The following is a 17,741-nucleotide window of genomic DNA, read 5'->3' as shown; positions in this document are numbered from 1 at the left end:
AGCGCGGGCCGCCTGGGTCCGCCAGAAGCCGGGCTCAGCCCCAGACCCGCGGTGGCCGACCCAGGCTGGTCTCGGTGAGCAGCGTGCGGGTGCGGTCGTCGAGGGCCTCGGGCGGCACCCGCGCCAGCGCGAGCCGCGCGAACTCCGGCAGGCCCATCAGCATCGCCGAGACGCGCACGCGGGTGCGCTGCTGGTCTTCCAGCACGAACCATTTCATGCCCGGCGAGAAGCGGATCCGCCGGACGTCCGCCCAGCGCATGACGCCGCGCCGGCCGAGCAGGCGGCCATAGGCGATGGCTTCCTCCGACACCTGGTGGCGGCCGTAGACGTAGTCCAGGATCATCGGCGCCGACATCAGCCCGAGGCTGATGAAGCAGAGCGTGGTCCAGACGGTCGCGGTGGGGTTCTTGCCGACGGTGTTGGAGATGATCGCGAGCCCGAAGAAGAACACCGCGCCGATGACGCCGATCACCAGCGTGCTGATCGGATGGCGCAGCAACTGCGCCTCAGCCTCGGGACGGGGCTTCAGCCGGTTGCGGCCGACCCAGCCCATGACGAGCGCCATCGCGGCGCCCCAGAGCGTCCATTGGACGAGCGATTGCCACCAGGTGTCTTGCATGCGGGATCGCGTCTCCCTCAGCGGCTGTGCGCCGTGAGCTTGGCCAGCGGCGAGGCCAGGCTGACGCCCGGCGCCGCGCGGCGCGCGCTGACGCGGCCGTCCTCGTCGGTCTCGTCCAGGTCCGGATGCGCGGCGCCAAGCACCGCGCCGGCCGGTCCCGCCGGATCGCGCCGCATCGCCACGCCCACCGCCAGCATGTCGATCACCAGCAGGTGCAGGATGCGGCTGATCATCGGCAGGTGTGTCGCGACGTCCTCGACGTGGTCGACGATCAGCGCCGCGTCGGCCTTCTTCGCCAGCGGCGACTGGCTGGCGGTGATCGCCACCACATGGGCGCCGCGCTCGCGCGCCGCGTCGGCCACCGCGATCAGCTCCGGCAGCTTGCCGCTGCTGCTGATCAGCACCGCCACGTCGCCCGGCTTGAGCGTCTGCGCCGCCAGCAGCTGCAGCCGCGGCTCCACGTAGGCGTTGCAGGCCACGCCCAGGCGCAGGAACTTGAACTGCGCATCCTGCGCGACCACGCCGTAATGGCCGATCGCGAAGAACTCGATGCGCGAGGCCTTCAGCAGCAGCTCGATGCTGCGGTCGATCATGTCGCGGTTGAGCTGGCTGCGCACCTGCAGGATCGCCGACGCGGTGTTGCCCAGCACCTTCTCGCCGAGCTCGACCATCGAGTCGTCCTGCGTCACCTGCGTGTGGCTGACCGGCACCGTGCCCGTCAGGCCCGACGCCAGCCGCAGCTTGAAGTCGGACAGCCCCTCGCAGCCCAGCGAGCGGCAGAAGCGGATCACCGTCGGCTGGCTGACGTTGGCGGCCTTGGCGATCTCGGCGATCGGATCGTTCAGCACCTTGCGCGAATGCGCCAGCACATGGTCCGCGACGCGCTGCTCGGCCGGCGACAGGCCGTCGCGCGCGCGCCGGATCTGGCCGACGATCGCCGACGCGCCGCCGCTGGTCTGCAGGCTGCGCAGCTGCGCCTCCAGGATCGCCGACGCGCCCTTGAAGGTGGCGTGCTCCGCGGTGATCACGAAGGTGGGAATCGCGGCGACGTAGTCGGAGAAGCGGCCCTTGTCCTCGAAGCGGGCGCGGAAGCGCGAGCGGTCGAAATACTCGCCCAGCCGCGGCACGATGCCGCCGCCGATGTAGATGCCGCCCAAGGCGCCCAGCGTCACCGCCAGGTTGGCCGCGGCCGTGCCCAGCAGCGTGCAGAAGAGCTCCAGCGTCTCCTCGCAGACCGGGTCGGTGGCCTCCAGCGCGCGGGCGGTGATCTCCGGCGCGCTCAGCGGCTCCGACGGGCGCTGGAGGTAGTCCGCCATCGCGCGGTGCATCAGCTCCAGGCCCGGGCCGGACAGCAGCCGCTCGAAGGAGACGTGCTCGTACTCGTTCCAGGCGAAGCGCAGCAGCGCGATCTCGCGTTCGTCGCGCGGCGCGAAGTTGGTGTGGCCGCCTTCGGAGCCCAGCGAGATCCAGCCCTCGCCCGCCGGGATCAGGCCCGACACGCCCAGGCCCGAGCCCGAGCCCAGCAGCCCGATCACGCTGTGGGCGCGCGGCTCGCCGCCGCCGATCTGGCGGATCTCGCCGCCCCGCAGCCGCGGCAGCGCCATCGCCAGCGCGGTGAAGTCGTTGACGACCACCAGCGTGTCCAGGCCGAGGCGCTGGCGCGCTTCCTCGATCGAGAACTGCCAGTGGTAGTTGGTCATCCGCACCTGGTCGCCCTCGACCGGGTTGGCGATCGCGATCGCCGCGTGCGCCACCCGCAGCTGGCGCGGCAACCGGTCCATGAAGGCCCGCACGGCGGCGTGGAAGTCGGCGTGCTCGGCGCAGCGCAGCAGCGCGATGTGCTCGAACTCTCCCGGGGAGGTCTCCAGGGCGAAGCGGGCGAAGGTGCCGCCGATGTCGGCGATCAGCCGGGGACTGTCGAATTCACGCATGAAGGAGAGGTGCTGGCCGCCTCGGGCCTGGCATGGATCCGGGCGGATCGGGGCGGCGCGGGGACGGCGGGGAAGCGGCGATTATGGCCTCCACGCCCGGGAGCGCCGGAAGGGTTCGCCCCTAGCCGTGCCTTGGTCTTGGCGTGTGGCGCTGTAGTGAGACTACAGTGATTTTCGAGGCCGCCAGCGGCATGGATGGGGAGGTAAAAGTGATTAGTGACAAGCATTTGCCGACGAAAGCGGAGTGATTGCGTCATGATCACCGTCGCGAAATGGGCGACCGGGTGACAGTGCTCTTGTGCGATTGCTGTAGTTTTGCTACCTTGCGCGGATTCCGCCTCCGAGGCGGCCTCCGGCGCACCTTGGGGGTGCGCTTCAACAAGCCGAACAAGCAGGACAAGCACAGTGCAAGCAGATCAGGGTGTGGCGACGACGGGCGCCGCGGGGTATCCGTGGCTGGTGGCGGACATCGGCGGCAGCAATGCCCGCTTCGCGTGGGTCGACGGCCCCGGCAAGTCGGTCGAGCATGTGCGCAAGCTGCCGGTCGCTCAATATGAATCGCTGCGCGCGGCGGCCGAGGCCTATCTGAAGGAACTCGCCGGCCTGGGCGTGCAGGCGCGGCCTCGGCGGGCGTCGCTGGCGCTCGCGACCGCGATCAAGAGCGACCGCATCGAGTTGACCAACAGCCACTGGACCTTCTCCCGCAGCCAGCTGCAGGCCGACCTCGGCCTGGACGAGCTGCGGCTGCTGAACGACTTCGAGGCGCTGGCGCTGTCGCTGCCCGGCCTGCGACCGGACCAGGTGGCCGCGGTCCCTGGGCCCGCGCTGACGACGCCGCGCGGCACGCTGGCGGTGATCGGGCCCGGCACCGGGCTGGGCGTCGGCGGCGTGATCGAGACCTCGGGCGGCTGGATCGCGCTGCCGGGGGAGGGCGGTCACATGACGCTGGCCCCGATCAATGACTATGAAAGCGAACTGCTCGCCGTCGCGCGGCGCGAGTTCCCGCATGTGTCGGCCGAGCGCTTCCTGTCGGGCATCGGCCTGCCGACGCTGCATGCCGCGGTCGCGACCGTGGCGGGCCAGCCGCCGGCGCAGCGCCTGACCGCGGAGCAGATCGTGGAGCGCGCGCTGGGCGGTGACGAGATCTGCGCGCGGACGATGACGCAGTTCAGCGCCTTCCTGGGCAGCTTCGCCGGCAGCGTCGCGCTGGCGCTGGGGGCGCGCGGCGGCGTCTACATCGGTGGTGGCATCGTGCCGCGCCTGGGGGATCGCTTCTTCGAGTCGCCGTTCCGCGAGCGCTTCGAGGCCAAGGGGCGCTTCGCCTCCTACCTGGCGGCCGTTCCCTGCGTGTTGATCACCGACACCCTGACGGCACTGGCCGGCGCCGCGTTCGCGCTGGAGCAGTCGGTGCGCTGAGGAAGCGACGCGCTGTAGTACAGCTACATCACCAAGCCAAAACGGCGACCCGCGCGGTCGCCGTTTTTCATTTCCGCTGCTCATTTTGCGGCTTTATCGGTGGAAACCCGCAGACTATTCGTGGTTTTCACACCATAAATCGGCTAACTCAATAGCGCCAGGGTTTGCGAGAACTAGGTGGGTGATCTAGTTTTAGTACAGAATTCTTTCCGAACAAGGGGTTCCGTGGTCCCTGCAACGTGAACCTCCCGGTCGCAGTGCCCCGCAGGACGAGCCAGCGAGCGCCAGAAGACGCTCGAGCGCAGCCAGAGCTACAGGAGACAAACCCAATGAAGACATCGCACGCCCCCCGCGAGCTGTTCCGTGTGCAGCCGGTCGCCGCCGGCTGCCTGGTGACGCTGGCCCTGATGGCCGGCGCCGCCCAGGCGCAGCAGGCCCAGACCGAAACGGACAAGGAAGCTGCCGCCAAGGCCGCGGCCGACAAGACGCTGGAGACGGTGACCGTCACCGGCATCCGCCGCGGCATCGAGGCCGCCATCTCGGTCAAGAAGAATGCCGACGCGATCGTCGAGGCCGTCTCCGCCGAGGACATCGGCAAGCTGCCCGACGTGTCGATCGCCGAGTCCATCGCCCGTCTGCCCGGCCTGTCGGCGCAGCGCGTCGCGGGACGCGCGCAGGTGATCTCGGTCCGCGGCCTGTCGCCCGACTTCGCGACCACGCTGCTCAACGGTCGCGAACTGGTCTCCACCGGCGACAACCGCAGCGTCGAGTTCGACCAGTACCCGTCGGAACTGCTCAGCGCCGTGGTGGTCTACAAGACGCCGGAAGCGGGACTGGTCGGCCAGGGCCTGTCGGGCACCATCGACATGCAGACGGTCCGTCCGCTGAATTTCAGCAACCGCGTGGTGACGTTGAACGCCCGCGGCCAGCGCAACTCGCTGGGCAAGGCGGCCGACGCCAGCGCCACCGGCAACCGCCTGAGCGCCAGCTACATCGACCAGTTCGCCAACCGCAGCATCGGCGTGTCGCTGGGTTATGCGCACCAGGAGACGCCGGTCCAGGAAGAGCAGGTCGGCTTCTACGAGCCCTGGGACCAGACCGGCCGCACCGGCCTGCCGGCGGGCACCTACAACTCCGGCGGCATCAAGGCGCTGCGCCGCACCGGCAAGAGCGAGCGCGACGCGCTGATGGGCACGATCGAGTTCCGTCCGAGCCAGAACTGGACCAGCGTCGTCGACGGCTTCTGGACCAAGGCCAAGCAGGTCGACACCGCCAACCAGTTCGAGATGAACCTGGGCTGGAACGGCAACAACCCGCCGGCCGGCCTGAACTGGTCGAACCCCACCGTCAACGACAACGGCACCCAGACCGGCGGCACGCTGCTGAATGCCTATCCGCTGGTGCGCGGCATGTACAACAAGCGCGACGACAAGATCGTCGCCGCGGGCTGGAACAACAAGCTGAAGTTCGAGAGCGGCCTGTCGCTGACGGCTGACGTGAACTACTCGCGCGCCACCCGCAACGAGCTGAGCCTGGAGAACAACACGCAGCTGGCCCGGGCCTCCGCGACCGACTGGCCGCTGGACAACGTGGGCCTGGCGTTCCGCACCGGCGGCTTCTCGCAGATCGTGCCGGGGCTGCGCAACTATTCGGACCCGACCCAGCTGCTGCTGCAGAACACGATCTACGGCTCCGGCTACGGCAAGGTGCCCAGCGTCAAGGACGAGCTGACCGGCTTCAAGCTGGTGGGCAACCTGCCGGCGCCCGACTTCGCCTCCGGGCTGTTCTCCGACTTCGAGGCGGGCCTGAACTACGCGGACCGCTCGAAGAAGAAGCGCCAGCCGGAAGGCAACATCAACGTCGGTGCGCAGGGCGACACCGCGATCGCGCCGGACCTGCAGTACAGCCCGGTGGACCTGAGCTTCGCCGGCCTGGGCCTGATCCCGGCGTGGAACGTGCCGGGCGCGGTCGGCCGCTACATGACCTTCGCGCCGACGGAGACGGCCAGCTACCTGATCCCCAAGGCCTGGCAGGTCAAGGAGAAGACGACCACCGCCTTCCTGAAGGGCAACCTGGACGCGACCACCTTCGGCGTGCCGATGCGCGGCAACATCGGGCTGCAGGTCGTGCGCACCGACCAGTCCTCGCAGTCCAACTACTGGGACGCGACGCTCAACAACAACGCGGGCGGCGTGAAGCCGATCGAGGGCGGCAAGACCTACACCGACTACCTGCCCTCGATGAACCTGTCGTGGAGCCTGCCGGGCGAGCAGACGGTGCGCTTCGCGCTGGCCAAGCAGATGGCGCGTCCGCGCGTGGAGCAGATGAACGCGGGCCTGGAGTTCGGCGTCAACGGCACGACCGGCAGGCCGGGCGCCACGGGCGGCAACCCGACGCTGAATCCGTGGCGTGCCAACGCCGTCGACCTGTCGTGGGAGAAGTACTTCGGCAACAAGGCCTACGTGGCGGCGGCCGCCTACTACAAGGACCTGCGCAGCTACATCTACAAGCAGACGGTGGATGGCTACGACTTCTCGCGTTTCGTCGTCGACTACGTGCCGCAGCCGGGCCAGCCGCCGGCGCAGCTGACCGGCGATTTCACCGCCCCGTACAACGGGAAGGGTGGTCAGCTCAAGGGCCTGGAGCTGACGGCGTCGCTGCCGCTCAACCTGGTGAGCCCGATGCTGAACGGCTTCGGCATCGTCGCCAGCGCGACCTTCAACGACAGCAACATCTCGATCAAGGATCCGGACAGCGCGAGCAGCGTGGGCAGCGGGCCGATCTCGCTGCCGGGCCTGTCCAAGCGGGTCTACAACCTGACCGCGTACTACGAGGCCAACGGCTTCGAGTTCCGGATCAGCCAGCGCAAGCGGTCCGACTTCATCGGCGAGATCGGCAACTTCAACGGTTCGCGCACGCTGCGCTACGTGGTGGGCGAGAGCATCGTCGACGCGCAGATCGGCTACAACTTCACCGAAGGTCCGCTGAAGGGACTGGGGCTGCTGGCGCAGGTCAACAACCTGACCGACGAGGCCTACCGCACCTACGCGCAGACCAAGGACCGCCCGCTGGAGTACATCAAGTGGGGCCGCACCTTCCTGCTGGGGGCGACCTACAAGTTCTGATGGCCCGCTGAAGCCACCGGGCCGGGCCCGGTGGGTCGAGTGATGCAGCCCCGCACGGCGAGAGCCGGCGGGGCTGTTTCTTTGGCTCAACAAACATAGATGTTGGCAAATCAGCCGTTGTACTAATATCTATGTCATGCCAAAAAGACCAGCCGCGATCGAGCAGATGCCCATGGCCGTGCTCGCGCACCTGCGCGAACTGGGCGAAAACCTGTCTTTGGCGCGCAAGCGAAGACAGGAGCCGCTGAAGTCGTGGGCCCGGCGGATCGGCGTTTCTGAACCCACGCTGATGCGCATGGAGAAGGGCGACCCGACGGTGTCGATGGCGGTCTACGCGACGGCGCTGTGGCTGATGGGGCGCGACGCGGCCCTGCCGGACCTCGCGGCGCCGGAGCATGATCGCGGCGCGCTGGCGCAGGCTGTGCGGGTCGCCCGTCAGCGGGCGGTGAAGCGGCGAACGACGATCGATGAGCGACTCGCCGCCGGCAGCGACGGCCCAGTGAAGCCAGGAGAGGACGCATGACGATGGACAGCGGGGCCTATGAGCCGACCGACCAGTTGTGGCTGTGGTGGCTGGGCGACCCGCAGACGCCTCGTCCCATCGGCGAGCTGCGCCTGGTCCGGCCGCTGAAGGGCGTGTCCCTCACCTACTCGCAGGCTTGGTTGAAGAACGGGTTCGCGCTCAGCGAGGACCTTCCCCTGGATCCGGGCGAGTTCCTGCCAACGGACAAGGAAAGCGCCGCGGGCGCGGTCGACGACGCCCGTCCAGACCGTTGGGGCGAGCGCGTGATCCGATTCCTCGACAGGCCCCCGCGCCTGGCGGTGCTCGATTACCTGTACTACGCCGGGCATGAGCGTTTCGGCGCGCTGGGCGTGTCGACCGCGCCGGATGCCTATCTGCCGCGTCGGCTCGGGCCGCTGCCGCAATTGGCCGATGTGGCGGCCATGGAGGCGCTGGCGCTGCGTGTCCTGGCCGGCGAGCCGGTGGACGACGCCAGCCGGCGCCTGATCGTGCCGGGCGTGACCTTCGGCGGCGCGCGCCCCAAGGGACTGGTCGAGATCGACGGCCATCAGTGGGTCGTCAAGTTCTCCGAGCCGGGCGAGGTCTTCGACATGCCATTGGTCGAGCATGCCACGATGACCTTGTGCGCCAGTGCCGGCATCGAGGCGGCCGAGACGCGTGCCATCCCGTTGCCGCGCGGCAATGCGGTGGCAGTGCGCCGCTTCGATCGGCGCAACGGGCAGCGGCTGCACGCGATGTCCGCCCATGTGGCGCTGAGGGCGATGAAGGCGGATCTGGGATACCCCGAACTGGCCCAGTTGTTGCGCCGCCGAGGCGTGGCCGAGGATGGCTTGGCGCAGGCCCAGATGCGCGAGTTGTTCCGGCGCATGGTGTTCAACATCCTGATCGACAACACCGACGACCACGAGAAGAACCATGTGCTGCTGACCGCCCCTCACGGCGAACTCGTGTTGTCACCGGCCTTCGACGTGCTGCCCTCGGGACAGGCGCTCGGCTACCAGCAGCTCCGCGTCGGCGAGCAGGGGCATGAATCGACGATCGTCAACGCGCTCACCGAGGCGCGCTTCTTTGGCCTGAAGGAGCGGGAGGCCGAAGCCGAGGTGTCCCGGGTCGCCCGCGCCGTGGACGGCTGGCGAGATCACTTCCAACGCGCGGGCGTGTCGCCGCGCGACATCGCGTTGCTCGCGGATCAGATCGATCGGCCCTTCCTTGCCCGCCAGCGCGCAGCGCATCTGGCTTGAGCCCGATCCCCGACCGGACTCAATCGCCCACCAGCACCCGCCCGCTCAGCGGGCCGATCTCGATCAGCAACTGGCCGTTGCCCGCCGCCTTCATCGGCGCGCCGGGTGTCAGCGCGTCGATGAAGGGCGTGGCGCGCGGCGCCGGCGGCAGCGCGATGGTCACCCGCATCGGCTCGGTGGCGTTGTTCATCGCCACGATCGCGCTGCGGCGGCCGTCCTGGCGCAGCAGCACGATCACGTGCTCGTCCAGCCACAGCGGCGCGGACAGGCTGCCGTGCCGCAGCACCGGCTGCGACTGCCGCAGGCCGACCAGCCGCTTGACCTGCGCGCGCAGCGCCAGGTCCGGCTGCCCGCCTTCGTCGGCCCAGGGGTAGGGCGCGCGGTTGTACGGGTCCTCGCCGCCGCCAAGGCCCACCTCGTCGCCGTAATAGATCGTCGGCGCGCCCGGGTAGCTCATCTGGAAGAACATCGCCAGCAGCAGGCGCCGCTTGCCGTCGGCGACCTTCTCCGGCGGGCTGTCGTCGCGCACGCCGAAGTGATGCAGCGCGCGCGGCTGGTCGTGCGAGGACAGCAGCGTCATGGACGCGAACAGCGCCTGCGGCGGATAGGACTCGCGCAGCAGCTCCAGGTTCTGGTAGGCACGCTCCGCGCTGACGCCGGCCGCGAAGTCCAGCACGGCATTGCGGAAGATGTAGTTCATCGTCGCGTCGAAGGTGTCGCCGAGGAAGAACTTGCTGGCGTCGAACCAGGTCTCCGCGATCGTCAGCGCCTCCGGCTGGTGACGCTTGACCGCGATGCGCCAGGCGCGCCAGAAATCGTCCGGCACCCAGGGCGCGACGTCCATGCGCCAGCCCGCCGCACCGCGGTCCAGCCAGAACTGCATCACGCCGTCCCGGCCGAAGGCGTAGTCGCGGAAGGCGCGGCTGGACTTGTCCAGCTCGGGCAGGTCCTTGATGCCGATCCAGGCGGCGTACTGGTCGTCGGGCTTGGGCCGGGAGAGGTCGAAGCGGAACCAGCTCGCATAGGGCGAGGCCGGGTTGGCCTTGCCGTTGTCGAAGGCGCCGCCGGCCGGGAAGTTGCCGAAGCGGTTGAAGTAGGGCGAGTCCGCGCCGACGTGGTTCAGCGAGGTGTCCGGGATCACGCGCAGGCCGCGCTTGCCGGCCTCGCTGGTCAGGCGCTGGAAGTCGTCGTTGCTGCCGAAGGCGGGATCGATGCGCTTGTAGTCGCCGGTGTCGTACTTGTGATTGCTGGCGGCCTGGAAGACCGGCGTCAGGTACAGCGCGTTGACGCCCAGCTCGCGCAGGTCATCGAGCTTGTCGATGAGGCCGGCCAGGTCGCCGCCGAAGAAGTCGTTGTTGTAGACCGCGTCCGAGCCGTCGCCGCTGCCCGGCTTGTACGGACGGTCCAGCCAGCGCGGATGGCGCTCGATGCCGTGGTCCTGGTACCGGGCCTGGCCGACCTGCGGATCGTTGGAGCTGTCGCCGTTGCGGAAGCGCTCGGGGAAGACGTAGTAGTAGATGAGGTCGCGCGCGAAGCCGGGGACGGCGAAGTCGGAGGCGTGGATGGTCTGGCGATAGCGGCGGATCGAGAAAGGCCCCTTGGCATCGGGGCCCTCGGGCAGCGGCGCGATGCTGGCCGGCCCCATCGAGCCCTTCTCCTTGGTCCAGTGGATCGGGTCGGCGTTGTTCTGGACGACGTAGCGGGCACCGTCGATCGTGGCGATGAAGTAGTAGCCGTAGACACCCGGCGCGCCGAAGCGGTGACGGGCCTTCCAGCGCTCGCGGCCCCCGGCGGTGCCGGCCTTGTGCAGCGGCACGCGGGCCTCCTCGGCATAGGCGATCAGGTCCTCGTTGCCCTCGACGCGGCGGCGCTCGACGACCAGCTCGAGCTTCTCGACGCCGGGCAGCGCGGTCAGCTGGAACTCGATCCAGGTCTTGGCCGGCTGCGCGCCGAAGGGCGTCTTGAAGGCGGCGAGGCGCGAGTCGTAGCGCAGGCTTGCCGCGACGGCGCCCAGCGACGCGGCGCAGGCGCCCGAAGCGCTCGGCGTGGGCATCGCTGGAGGTGGGCCGGCCTCGTCGGCCCGCGCGGCCAGCGCCGGCCCGGTGGCGTACAGCGTGGCCGCCAGGCCGGTCAGCAGCGCGGCGGGGAGGGACGCGAGCGGCGCGCGTCGGCGTGGCAAGGAGGCGTGCATGGCCGGGAACGCTACCTCGGATTCGAGGCGAGGGCCCTCGGGGTCAGCCCTTCTTCGGGCTTGCGTCCCTCCGGCCTACGCGCTCACGAACGGGCGCTCCCGCATCCAGGTCGTCGCGACCCATTTCTCGCCCTGGACAACGGCCGCGCTGGCGTGCAGCGAGGCGTGGTCCAGTTGCCCTTGGGCATTGGTGTATTCGAAGTAGACGGCGTGGCCGCGCTGCGGCGACACCGCCCAGCCGACCGCCGGGAAGACCGTCTCGCCGCCGGCGGGCACGTCGTTCAGGTAGGTCACCAAGGTGCTGACGCGCTGGCCGCTGCGATCGATCGAGGCCCGGTTGGCCGGGTTGGACGGCACGAGGAAGTCGTAGTGGGGCGCGCTGCCGGCGCCTGGCGGGTAGTGCAGGACCTGCAGGCCTTCGGCGTGCGCGACCGGGAGGTTCATCAGCTCGGCCAGGCGCTGCTCCAGGCGCGCGATCAGCGGCGTCTCGGCGCGCCGGAAGAACATGCCGAAGCTGCTGCGCAAGCCGCTCACCACGTCGCGACCGGTGTGCGGATCGACGAGCGTCGAGGGCCGCAGTCGCGGGCGCGCCAGCGCGATGAGCTGCTCGCATTCATCGGCATCGATCACGCCGTTCAGCACCGCCAGCAGCGGCTGCGCCGCGCGCGCGGCGACGCGCACGACGCGGTCATGCGTCGCGATCGAGGTGCCGGGACGCAGGCGCGGCTCGCCATGGCGATATGGCGGCAGCGGCGTGCCGCCCGGCTCCGCGGGCGAGGGCAGCGCGACCTGATCCACCGGCATCGGCGCGTGGCCGTGGCGCGCGCGGACGAAGCCGTCGACGATCGCCTGCGCGGCCTCCGGCGCGATGGCGCGCTCGCGCAGCGCGTGGCACAGCTCATCGGGCGACGCGCCGTCGTCCAGATGTCGACGGACCCAGTCGCCCAGGGCCGAGGGAAAGCGCACGACGCTCGTCATGGCGGCGCTCAGGGCAGGTCCACCGCGACCCAGCCGGTCGCCGTCGGCCGGAACCGCTCCTGCAACTGCGCGCTGCCCGCTCCGCGGATCACCTGGGCGACGACGGGGAAGACCCGCTGCACCTCGGCGTCCGCGGTCCAGGGCGCGGCCTTCACCTGGTAGGTGTAGCTGACCGTCGCGAGCCGGTCCCGGCCTTCGCCGGCCAGTTCCCAATGGACGACCCGGTCCAGGCTCAGCCTGGCCGCGCAGAAGTCGCCGACCGTCTGCCGGCCGCCGCCCGGCGTGGCTCGCTCCCGCGTCAGGTAGAACTGCCGGCCCGCCTCGGTCAGCGCATAGCGGCGGACCTTCATGCGGTGCGACACCGCCTGGTCGTCCTGGACCTCGACTTCGGCGACCGTCGAGCTCGCCAGCCCCAGTCGCTCCAGGACCGGCAGCTGCAGCGCGTTGCGCGCGCCGGTGTCGATCTCGTGCTGCGTCAGGTCGATGGGCCAGTCGGTCTTGGCCAGGCACAGGTCGCCGCGCTGGGCGAGGTAGTCCTTCAGCGCCGCGGCGAACTGGTCCGAGGAAGGTGCCGGCGAGCGCGCGCATCCGCTGAGCGCGTTCAGGACGAGCGCGCTCGCGATCAGGCCGATGGACACGGCGGTGCGGCGCAAGGAGAGGGCGTGAGTCATGGGGAAGCGAAGCATCACGACGTGCAGGCCCCCGGCCTGGGCGGCTCGGCCGGCTGGACGTCCTTGTCGTTGAGCGTGTTGAGGAAGCAGAGGAGGTCGGCGATGTCCTGCTCGGACATCGGCGGCTTGCTGTGGGCGGGACGGCCGTCCAGCGGCATCTGCGTGTCGATGTTGCCGACGAAGCGCGCGGGCAGGTCGTCGAACTTGCACACCTGGCCGCCGACGTACTGCGTGGTGATCAGGCCGTAGCTCGGGAAGTCCGGATCGGGCGTGGCCTTGGCCTGGCCGCCGACGGTCGGGTACCAGAGCTCCGGCATCGTGTCGCGCGTGTTGTAGAAGCGGATCGTCTGCTCGAGCGAATGGAAGATGCCGTTGTGGAAGAAGCTGCGCCGCGAAGCGACGTTGCGCAGCGTGGGCGACTTGAACATGCCGCAGAAGCGGTTGCCCGGCGTGGGTGGGTGATCGGTGCGGGCCGGGCCGCACAGGCCGAGGTCGACGTAGTTCGGGTCCGCGTTCACGGGCAGCGCCGCGTTGCGCGGCACGCCGATGGCCTCGTAGGAAAAGTCGGTGAAGAGCGCGGTGCTGCCGTTCAGGCCGGCGCCCTGGTAATGGCACGACGCGCAGTTGCCGCCGTTGGGATCGGCGAAGACCTTCAGCCCGCGGGCCTCGGCCGGCGTGAGCACGCCGCCGATCTTGTTGCCGATGTAGAGGTCGAACTTGCTGGAGTAGGGATGGAAGCTGACGTCCTCGAGCTGGAAGGCCTGCAGCGCCTGGCCCGCGGCGGCGAAGGCGCGGTCCACCTCGTCGAAGACCTGCGCGCCGAAGGCCTGGCGGAACAGCGCCGCATAGGGACCCGCCTGCAACTGCTTCACGACGTCAGCACGGCTGGCGTTGGCCATCTCGCGCGGATCGAGCAGCGGCAGGCCGGCCTGCTCGGCGAGCGTGGCCGCGCGGCCGTCCCAGGCGAAGCCGCCGCCGGGGCCCGGCACGCTGACGCCATCGGGGTTGTCGAGCAGGTCCGCGTAGGGCGGCGTCGCGTCCTTGTAGCGCAGCGACGGCACGGCCCGCGTGCCGGTCTGGTTCATCGCCGGACCGCCCAGCTGGGCGGACAGGTTGTTGGACGGCGCATAGGCGTGCTTCGGGTCGTGGCAGGTGGCGCAGGCCATGCGACCCGAGGCCGACAGCGAAGCGTCGAAGAACATCTTCTGGCCGACCTGCGCCGCCAGGCTCAGCGGGGTCGCCGGGTTAAGCGCCGTGCCGACGCTGTCGGAAGCGGCCGCGGTGGCGCTGGCGGACGGGCCCGCCGGCGTCGGCTCGCCGGACGGGCCGCAGGCGGCGAGCAACGCGCCGAGGCCGACGCACGCGCCGGTGCCCACGAGGGCCGCCAGCGACGCGCGGGCGGAGGAGAGGAGAGCTCGCCGTGACATCGCGCGCGTCGACGGGCTTACTTCGTCAGCGCCCAGACATTGGTCTGGACCGCGTCGGCGCCGATCTGCGCCGGCGTGTTCACGTCGGCCGACTGCTTCTGCGTATAGCTCGCCGGTGCCTGCCAGGCGTGGTTGATGGCGCGCACCGCGTCGAAGTGGGTGTCGGCGCTGCCGGCGTACTCGGGCAGGTTGAGGATGTTGGCGGCGATGAACTTCTCGGTGTACTTCGAGCGGTTCATGTAGGACGCATCCACCGCCGGGTCCGCCAGCTGGAACATGTCCTGCAGCGTGCGCACGAACGAGAAGTGGCTGTAGGCATCGCCGTCGGAGACCCCCTTGGGCGCGCCCGCCTGGTTGGTCAGGATGCCGAAGATGCTCTGGCCGTGGCCGCGGTTGCCCTTGGTGTAGTTGTTGATGCTGGCGTCCACCGTGACCGCGCCGGTCTTGGGATCGACGACCAGCGGCTTGGACACCGCGCTGTTGGAGACGTTCCAGCCACAGCAGGAATTGAAGCCCGAGGTGGCGTTGCCTTCGTCGAACATCAGCACGATCGCGACGCGCTTGGCCGGGTTCTTCCACAGCGGCGAGGCCTGGATCTTCTTCACCAGCGCGTCGACGTAGTTGTCGCCGCGCGTGATGATGTTGGCCGCCGCGGTCGGCGCCACGTTGTTGGCGACGCTGCCGCAGTCGCTGGCGGTGGCGGTGCCGCCGCCCGCCAGCTTGCCCACGACGCTGATGCCGTGCATGTCGTCGCACTGGTCGGGCACCAGGAAGTTCAGCGTGCCGACCTTGCCGCTGGCCAGGTCGGTGCCGAGCTGGTCGACGTCGTAGTTGGCGGGCATCGCATACGCGCTGCTGTTCTTCAGGTTGGCGTCCCACTGGCCGCCGCCCATGGTGCGGTTGCTGTACTTGAACTCCGGCGCGCTGCGCACGTTCTGGTAGGCCATGCCCGGGTGGTGCTTGGTCTTGTAGAGGCCGGCGGGCATCGGCAGCGTCAGCGCGGCGTTGCCGACAGCGGCGGTGTTGCCGTTGAGGGTGCCGGGCGCGTAGACGTTGTCCGCGGCGGTGACGGCGGCATCGGCGACGCTGTCGGTGCGGAAGTCCTGGCCGGGGTTCATCGACTCGCTGTAGGTGCGCCAGGTCATGCCGGCGGCCGCGATCGCGTTGAAGAGGTTGGGCTTGCCGACGATGTTGTGGTTGACCGCGGCGGTCTGTGTGCAGCTGGCGTTGAAGGGCGAGCTGGCCAGGCCCGGCTGGGTCTTGTCGGGCAGCGGCAGATCCTGGACCGCGTTCGGACCGGTGGCGTCGCAATTCCACTGGCTGTCGTCGGTGATGCCGAAGTCGTCGGCGCCGCCCAGCGCGGTGTAGTTGGGCTCGGACGGATTGCCGGTGGCGTAGTAGCTGGTCAGCTGGTTGCCGCTGGCCAGCAGCGCGTTGATCTTGGGCGCCCACGGCGAGCCCTTGATCGACAGCGTCGCCTTGTTCTCCAGCATCACGATGAAGAGATGGTCGTAGCGCGGGATGCCTTCGAGGTTGAAGGCCGCCTGCTGCGCCTGCGCGAAGGTGATCTTCGCGCGGGTGTCGGTCCCGCTGGGCGCGGTGGAGGCGCTGACGTTGGCGGCCCCGGCCAGGCGCGGATCGCCGCCGGGCACGGCCAGCGCGTCGGGATAGAGGTCGCCGCGGTCGAGCTTGGTGATGGCGTAGGTGAAGCGGTTGTCCAGGGCCTTGGACTCGGCCAGCATGGCGGCCTGGTCGGCGCCGCTGACGGTGTTGACGTCGGCCAGCACCTTGTCGAGCGACACGCCGATGCGCGTCGCCACGGTCTGCTTCTCGACGGCGTAGCTGCTGCCGTTGGCCTCGACGAGCCGCTGCACTTCCGAGGACAGCGGGCTGATGACGACCTGGCCGGCCTGGTCGAGGACCTGGTCCAGCGAGGCGCGCAGCACGTCGCGGCTGGCGACCTTGGCACCGGTGGCGGAGACGGTGGCGTCGGTGCCGATGTCGGCGATCAGCGCGGCATTGGCCGGCACGGTCAGCGAGAAACGGCCCTGGGCATCGGTGACGACCGGGTGCTCGGCGGCATCGCAGACGCCGTTGCCGTCGGCGTCGACGCAGACCTTGGCGCCGACGTAGTAGGCGGGCGCCAGGCTGGGGTCGGTGGCGCTGCCGGGCGTGAAGCTGGCGGCGGTGACGACGCCGCTGATCGTGACGCTGGGCGTCGAGGGGCCGTCGTTGTCGGAACCGCAGGCGGCCAGGATGGCGGCGGCGATCAGGGTGAGCGAGGCGTTCAGCGCGGTGGATTTGCTGGGTCGCATGGGGCGTCCTGGAGTGTTGGCGATGGCGGGTTCGAGCGGCCCGGGCAGGGGCCGGCCCGAAACGCGGCGCACTCTAGGAATCACGCATGACGGATCCGTGTCACCCGGCGTCAAGGACGCGTGAGAACCCAGGCGGCATCGGGCCTGGCGCGTTTCGCAAAGTTTGGTGAAGCGGCGCGAAGGGGCGGAATGGCTCGTGGCTCGCACGCGGCTTGGCGCGAGCGCAACGCCTTGGCGGCGAGTGGAGGCCTCGTGTCGCGGGTCCGCGCATCACACCCGGGCCGACCGCTCAAGGCGTCTCTTGCAGCCCCGTCGGGAGCGCGATGTTCACCGTTCTGGACAAAATGCGCGGCGCATGTCCAGAACGGTGAACACGATGCCGGCAGACGCGCTGACCGCGCGTCGCGCCCGTCAGCCCTTCACCCCACCCGCCGTCAGGCCCGACACGATCCAGCGCTGGGCCAGCAGGAACACCGCCGTGATCGGCAAGCCCGACAGCACCGCCGCGGCGGCGAAGTCGCCCCACAGGAAGCGCTGGTCGTGCAGGTAGTACTTCGAGCCCACCGCCAGGGTCAGGTTGGACTCCTCGCGCAGCAGCACCGACGCCACCGGGTATTCGATGATGCAGCCGATGAAGGCCAGCACGAACACCACCATCAGGATCGGCACCGCCATCGGCAGCAGCACCAGCCGGAAGGCCTGCCAGTGCGACGCGCCATCGACCTTCGCGTTCTCCTCGATCTCCACCGGGATCGTCTCGAAGTAGCCCTTGATGGTCCAGATGTGCGTCGCCACGCCGCCCAGGTAGGCCACGATCACGCCGGCGTGCGTCTCGATGCCCAGCCAGGGCACGAAGCTGCCGATGGTCTCGAAGATCGCGTAGATCGCTACCAGCGCCAGCACCGGCGGGAACATCTGCAGCAGCAGCATGCTGTTCAGGATCCCGCCCTTGAACGGGAAACGCAGCCGCGCGAAGCCATAGGCCGCCGTCGTCGAGATACCCACGATCAGCAGCGCCGAGATCGTCGCCACCTTGATCGAGTTCCACAGCCAGGTCAGTACCGGGAACGGGGGCTGCACCAGCGAGCCATCCGCCGCCTGGTACGGAATGCCCAGCGCCAGCTGCCAGTGCTCCAGGCTGATCGTCGTGGGGATCAGGCTGCCGGTGGCGAAGTTGCCCGGCCGCAGCGAGATCGACACCACCGCCAGCAGCGGGAACAGCGTCACCGCCAGGAATGCCCACAGCAGCGCATGCGCCGCGGCGACGCGCCAGCGCGCCTGCTTGCCTCGAACGATGGCCATGG

General features: G+C 69.6%; 12 protein-coding genes. 4 read left to right on the top strand and 8 right to left on the bottom strand.

Annotation, left to right across the window (positions count from 1 at the left end; genetic code table 11):
• Positions 1-34 precede the first annotated feature (34 nt).
• Positions 35-619, bottom strand: coding sequence for a PH domain-containing protein (locus FHT37_RS10385; RefSeq protein ID WP_183480635.1), 585 nt, complete (start codon positions 617-619; stop codon positions 35-37).
• 17 nt (positions 620-636) lie between these two features.
• Positions 637-2,550, bottom strand: coding sequence for a glucokinase (locus tag FHT37_RS10380; RefSeq protein WP_091732595.1), 1,914 nt, complete (start codon positions 2,548-2,550; stop codon positions 637-639).
• Positions 2,551-2,955: 405 nt separating this feature from the next.
• Here FHT37_RS10380 and glk point away from each other — a divergent pair, with 405 nt between their 5' ends.
• The 4 genes from glk to FHT37_RS10360 all read left to right on the top strand — a co-directional run bounded on the left by glk (position 2,956) and on the right by FHT37_RS10360 (position 8,855).
• Positions 2,956-3,966, top strand: a complete 1,011-nt coding sequence (glk, locus tag FHT37_RS10375) for a glucokinase (RefSeq protein WP_310739735.1) — start codon at positions 2,956-2,958, stop codon at positions 3,964-3,966.
• 329 nt (positions 3,967-4,295) lie between these two features.
• Entirely contained in the window at positions 4,296-7,091 is a 2,796-nt protein-coding gene (locus tag FHT37_RS10370; protein WP_221210997.1) for a TonB-dependent receptor, read from the top strand.
• A 172-nt stretch (positions 7,092-7,263) separates the two neighbouring features.
• A complete protein-coding gene (locus FHT37_RS10365; RefSeq protein WP_183480634.1) occupies positions 7,264-7,614 on the top strand; it encodes an XRE family transcriptional regulator in 351 nt (116 codons plus the stop codon).
• A complete protein-coding gene (locus tag FHT37_RS10360; protein WP_183480632.1) occupies positions 7,611-8,855 on the top strand; it encodes a type II toxin-antitoxin system HipA family toxin in 1,245 nt (414 codons plus the stop codon). The genes FHT37_RS10365 and FHT37_RS10360 overlap by 4 nt, the downstream gene beginning before the upstream one ends.
• A 19-nt stretch (positions 8,856-8,874) precedes the next feature.
• Here FHT37_RS10360 and FHT37_RS10355 read toward each other — a convergent pair whose 3' ends face one another.
• From FHT37_RS10355 to malG, 6 genes are all read right to left on the bottom strand, one after another.
• Positions 8,875-11,046, bottom strand: coding sequence for a glycoside hydrolase family 13 protein (locus FHT37_RS10355; RefSeq protein WP_221210996.1), 2,172 nt, complete (start codon positions 11,044-11,046; stop codon positions 8,875-8,877).
• Positions 11,047-11,121: 75 nt separating this feature from the next.
• Positions 11,122-12,024 (bottom strand): 2OG-Fe(II) oxygenase, encoded by a 903-nt coding sequence (locus tag FHT37_RS10350; RefSeq protein WP_183480628.1) that lies wholly within the window; start codon positions 12,022-12,024, stop codon positions 11,122-11,124.
• 8 nt (positions 12,025-12,032) lie between these two features.
• Positions 12,033-12,695 carry a hypothetical protein gene (locus FHT37_RS10345; RefSeq protein WP_183480626.1) on the bottom strand — a complete coding sequence of 221 codons (663 nt, stop codon included), beginning with the start codon at positions 12,693-12,695 and terminating at the stop codon, positions 12,033-12,035.
• 14 nt (positions 12,696-12,709) lie between these two features.
• Positions 12,710-14,122 (bottom strand): cytochrome-c peroxidase, encoded by a 1,413-nt coding sequence (locus FHT37_RS10340; RefSeq protein WP_183480624.1) that lies wholly within the window; start codon positions 14,120-14,122, stop codon positions 12,710-12,712.
• A 17-nt stretch (positions 14,123-14,139) separates the two neighbouring features.
• A complete protein-coding gene (locus FHT37_RS10335) occupies positions 14,140-16,437 on the bottom strand; it encodes a phosphoesterase (RefSeq protein WP_183480621.1) in 2,298 nt (765 codons plus the stop codon).
• Between the two features lie 411 nt (positions 16,438-16,848).
• Positions 16,849-17,739 carry a maltose ABC transporter permease MalG gene (malG, locus tag FHT37_RS10330; RefSeq protein WP_183480619.1) on the bottom strand — a complete coding sequence of 297 codons (891 nt, stop codon included), beginning with the start codon at positions 17,737-17,739 and terminating at the stop codon, positions 16,849-16,851.
• Positions 17,740-17,741: the final 2 nt, after the last annotated feature.

The organism is Mitsuaria sp. BK037, assembly GCF_014193045.1.
Lineage (GTDB): Bacteria > Pseudomonadota > Gammaproteobacteria > Burkholderiales > Burkholderiaceae_C > Roseateles.
Note: the sequence above shows the minus strand (reverse complement) of the source record. Positions and strands in the feature narration are given on the sequence as shown.

Excerpts from the sequence above, each read along its gene's own strand:
- FHT37_RS10350 (WP_183480628.1), bottom strand. The coding sequence starts at position 12,024 with ATGACGAGCGTCGTGCGCTTTCCCTCGGCCCTGGGCGACTGGGTCCGT.
- malG (WP_183480619.1), bottom strand. The coding sequence starts at position 17,739 with ATGGCCATCGTTCGAGGCAAGCAGGCGCGCTGGCGCGTCGCCGCGGCG.
- FHT37_RS10385 (WP_183480635.1), bottom strand. The coding sequence starts at position 619 with ATGCAAGACACCTGGTGGCAATCGCTCGTCCAATGGACGCTCTGGGGC.
- FHT37_RS10360 (WP_183480632.1), top strand. The coding sequence starts at position 7,611 with ATGACGATGGACAGCGGGGCCTATGAGCCGACCGACCAGTTGTGGCTG.
- FHT37_RS10370 (WP_221210997.1), top strand. The coding sequence starts at position 4,296 with ATGAAGACATCGCACGCCCCCCGCGAGCTGTTCCGTGTGCAGCCGGTC.
- FHT37_RS10340 (WP_183480624.1), bottom strand. The coding sequence starts at position 14,122 with ATGTCACGGCGAGCTCTCCTCTCCTCCGCCCGCGCGTCGCTGGCGGCC.
- FHT37_RS10335 (WP_183480621.1), bottom strand. The coding sequence starts at position 16,437 with ATGCGACCCAGCAAATCCACCGCGCTGAACGCCTCGCTCACCCTGATC.
- FHT37_RS10380 (WP_091732595.1), bottom strand. The coding sequence starts at position 2,550 with ATGCGTGAATTCGACAGTCCCCGGCTGATCGCCGACATCGGCGGCACC.
- FHT37_RS10345 (WP_183480626.1), bottom strand. The coding sequence starts at position 12,695 with ATGACTCACGCCCTCTCCTTGCGCCGCACCGCCGTGTCCATCGGCCTG.
- FHT37_RS10365 (WP_183480634.1), top strand. The coding sequence starts at position 7,264 with ATGGCCGTGCTCGCGCACCTGCGCGAACTGGGCGAAAACCTGTCTTTG.
- FHT37_RS10355 (WP_221210996.1), bottom strand. The coding sequence starts at position 11,046 with ATGCACGCCTCCTTGCCACGCCGACGCGCGCCGCTCGCGTCCCTCCCC.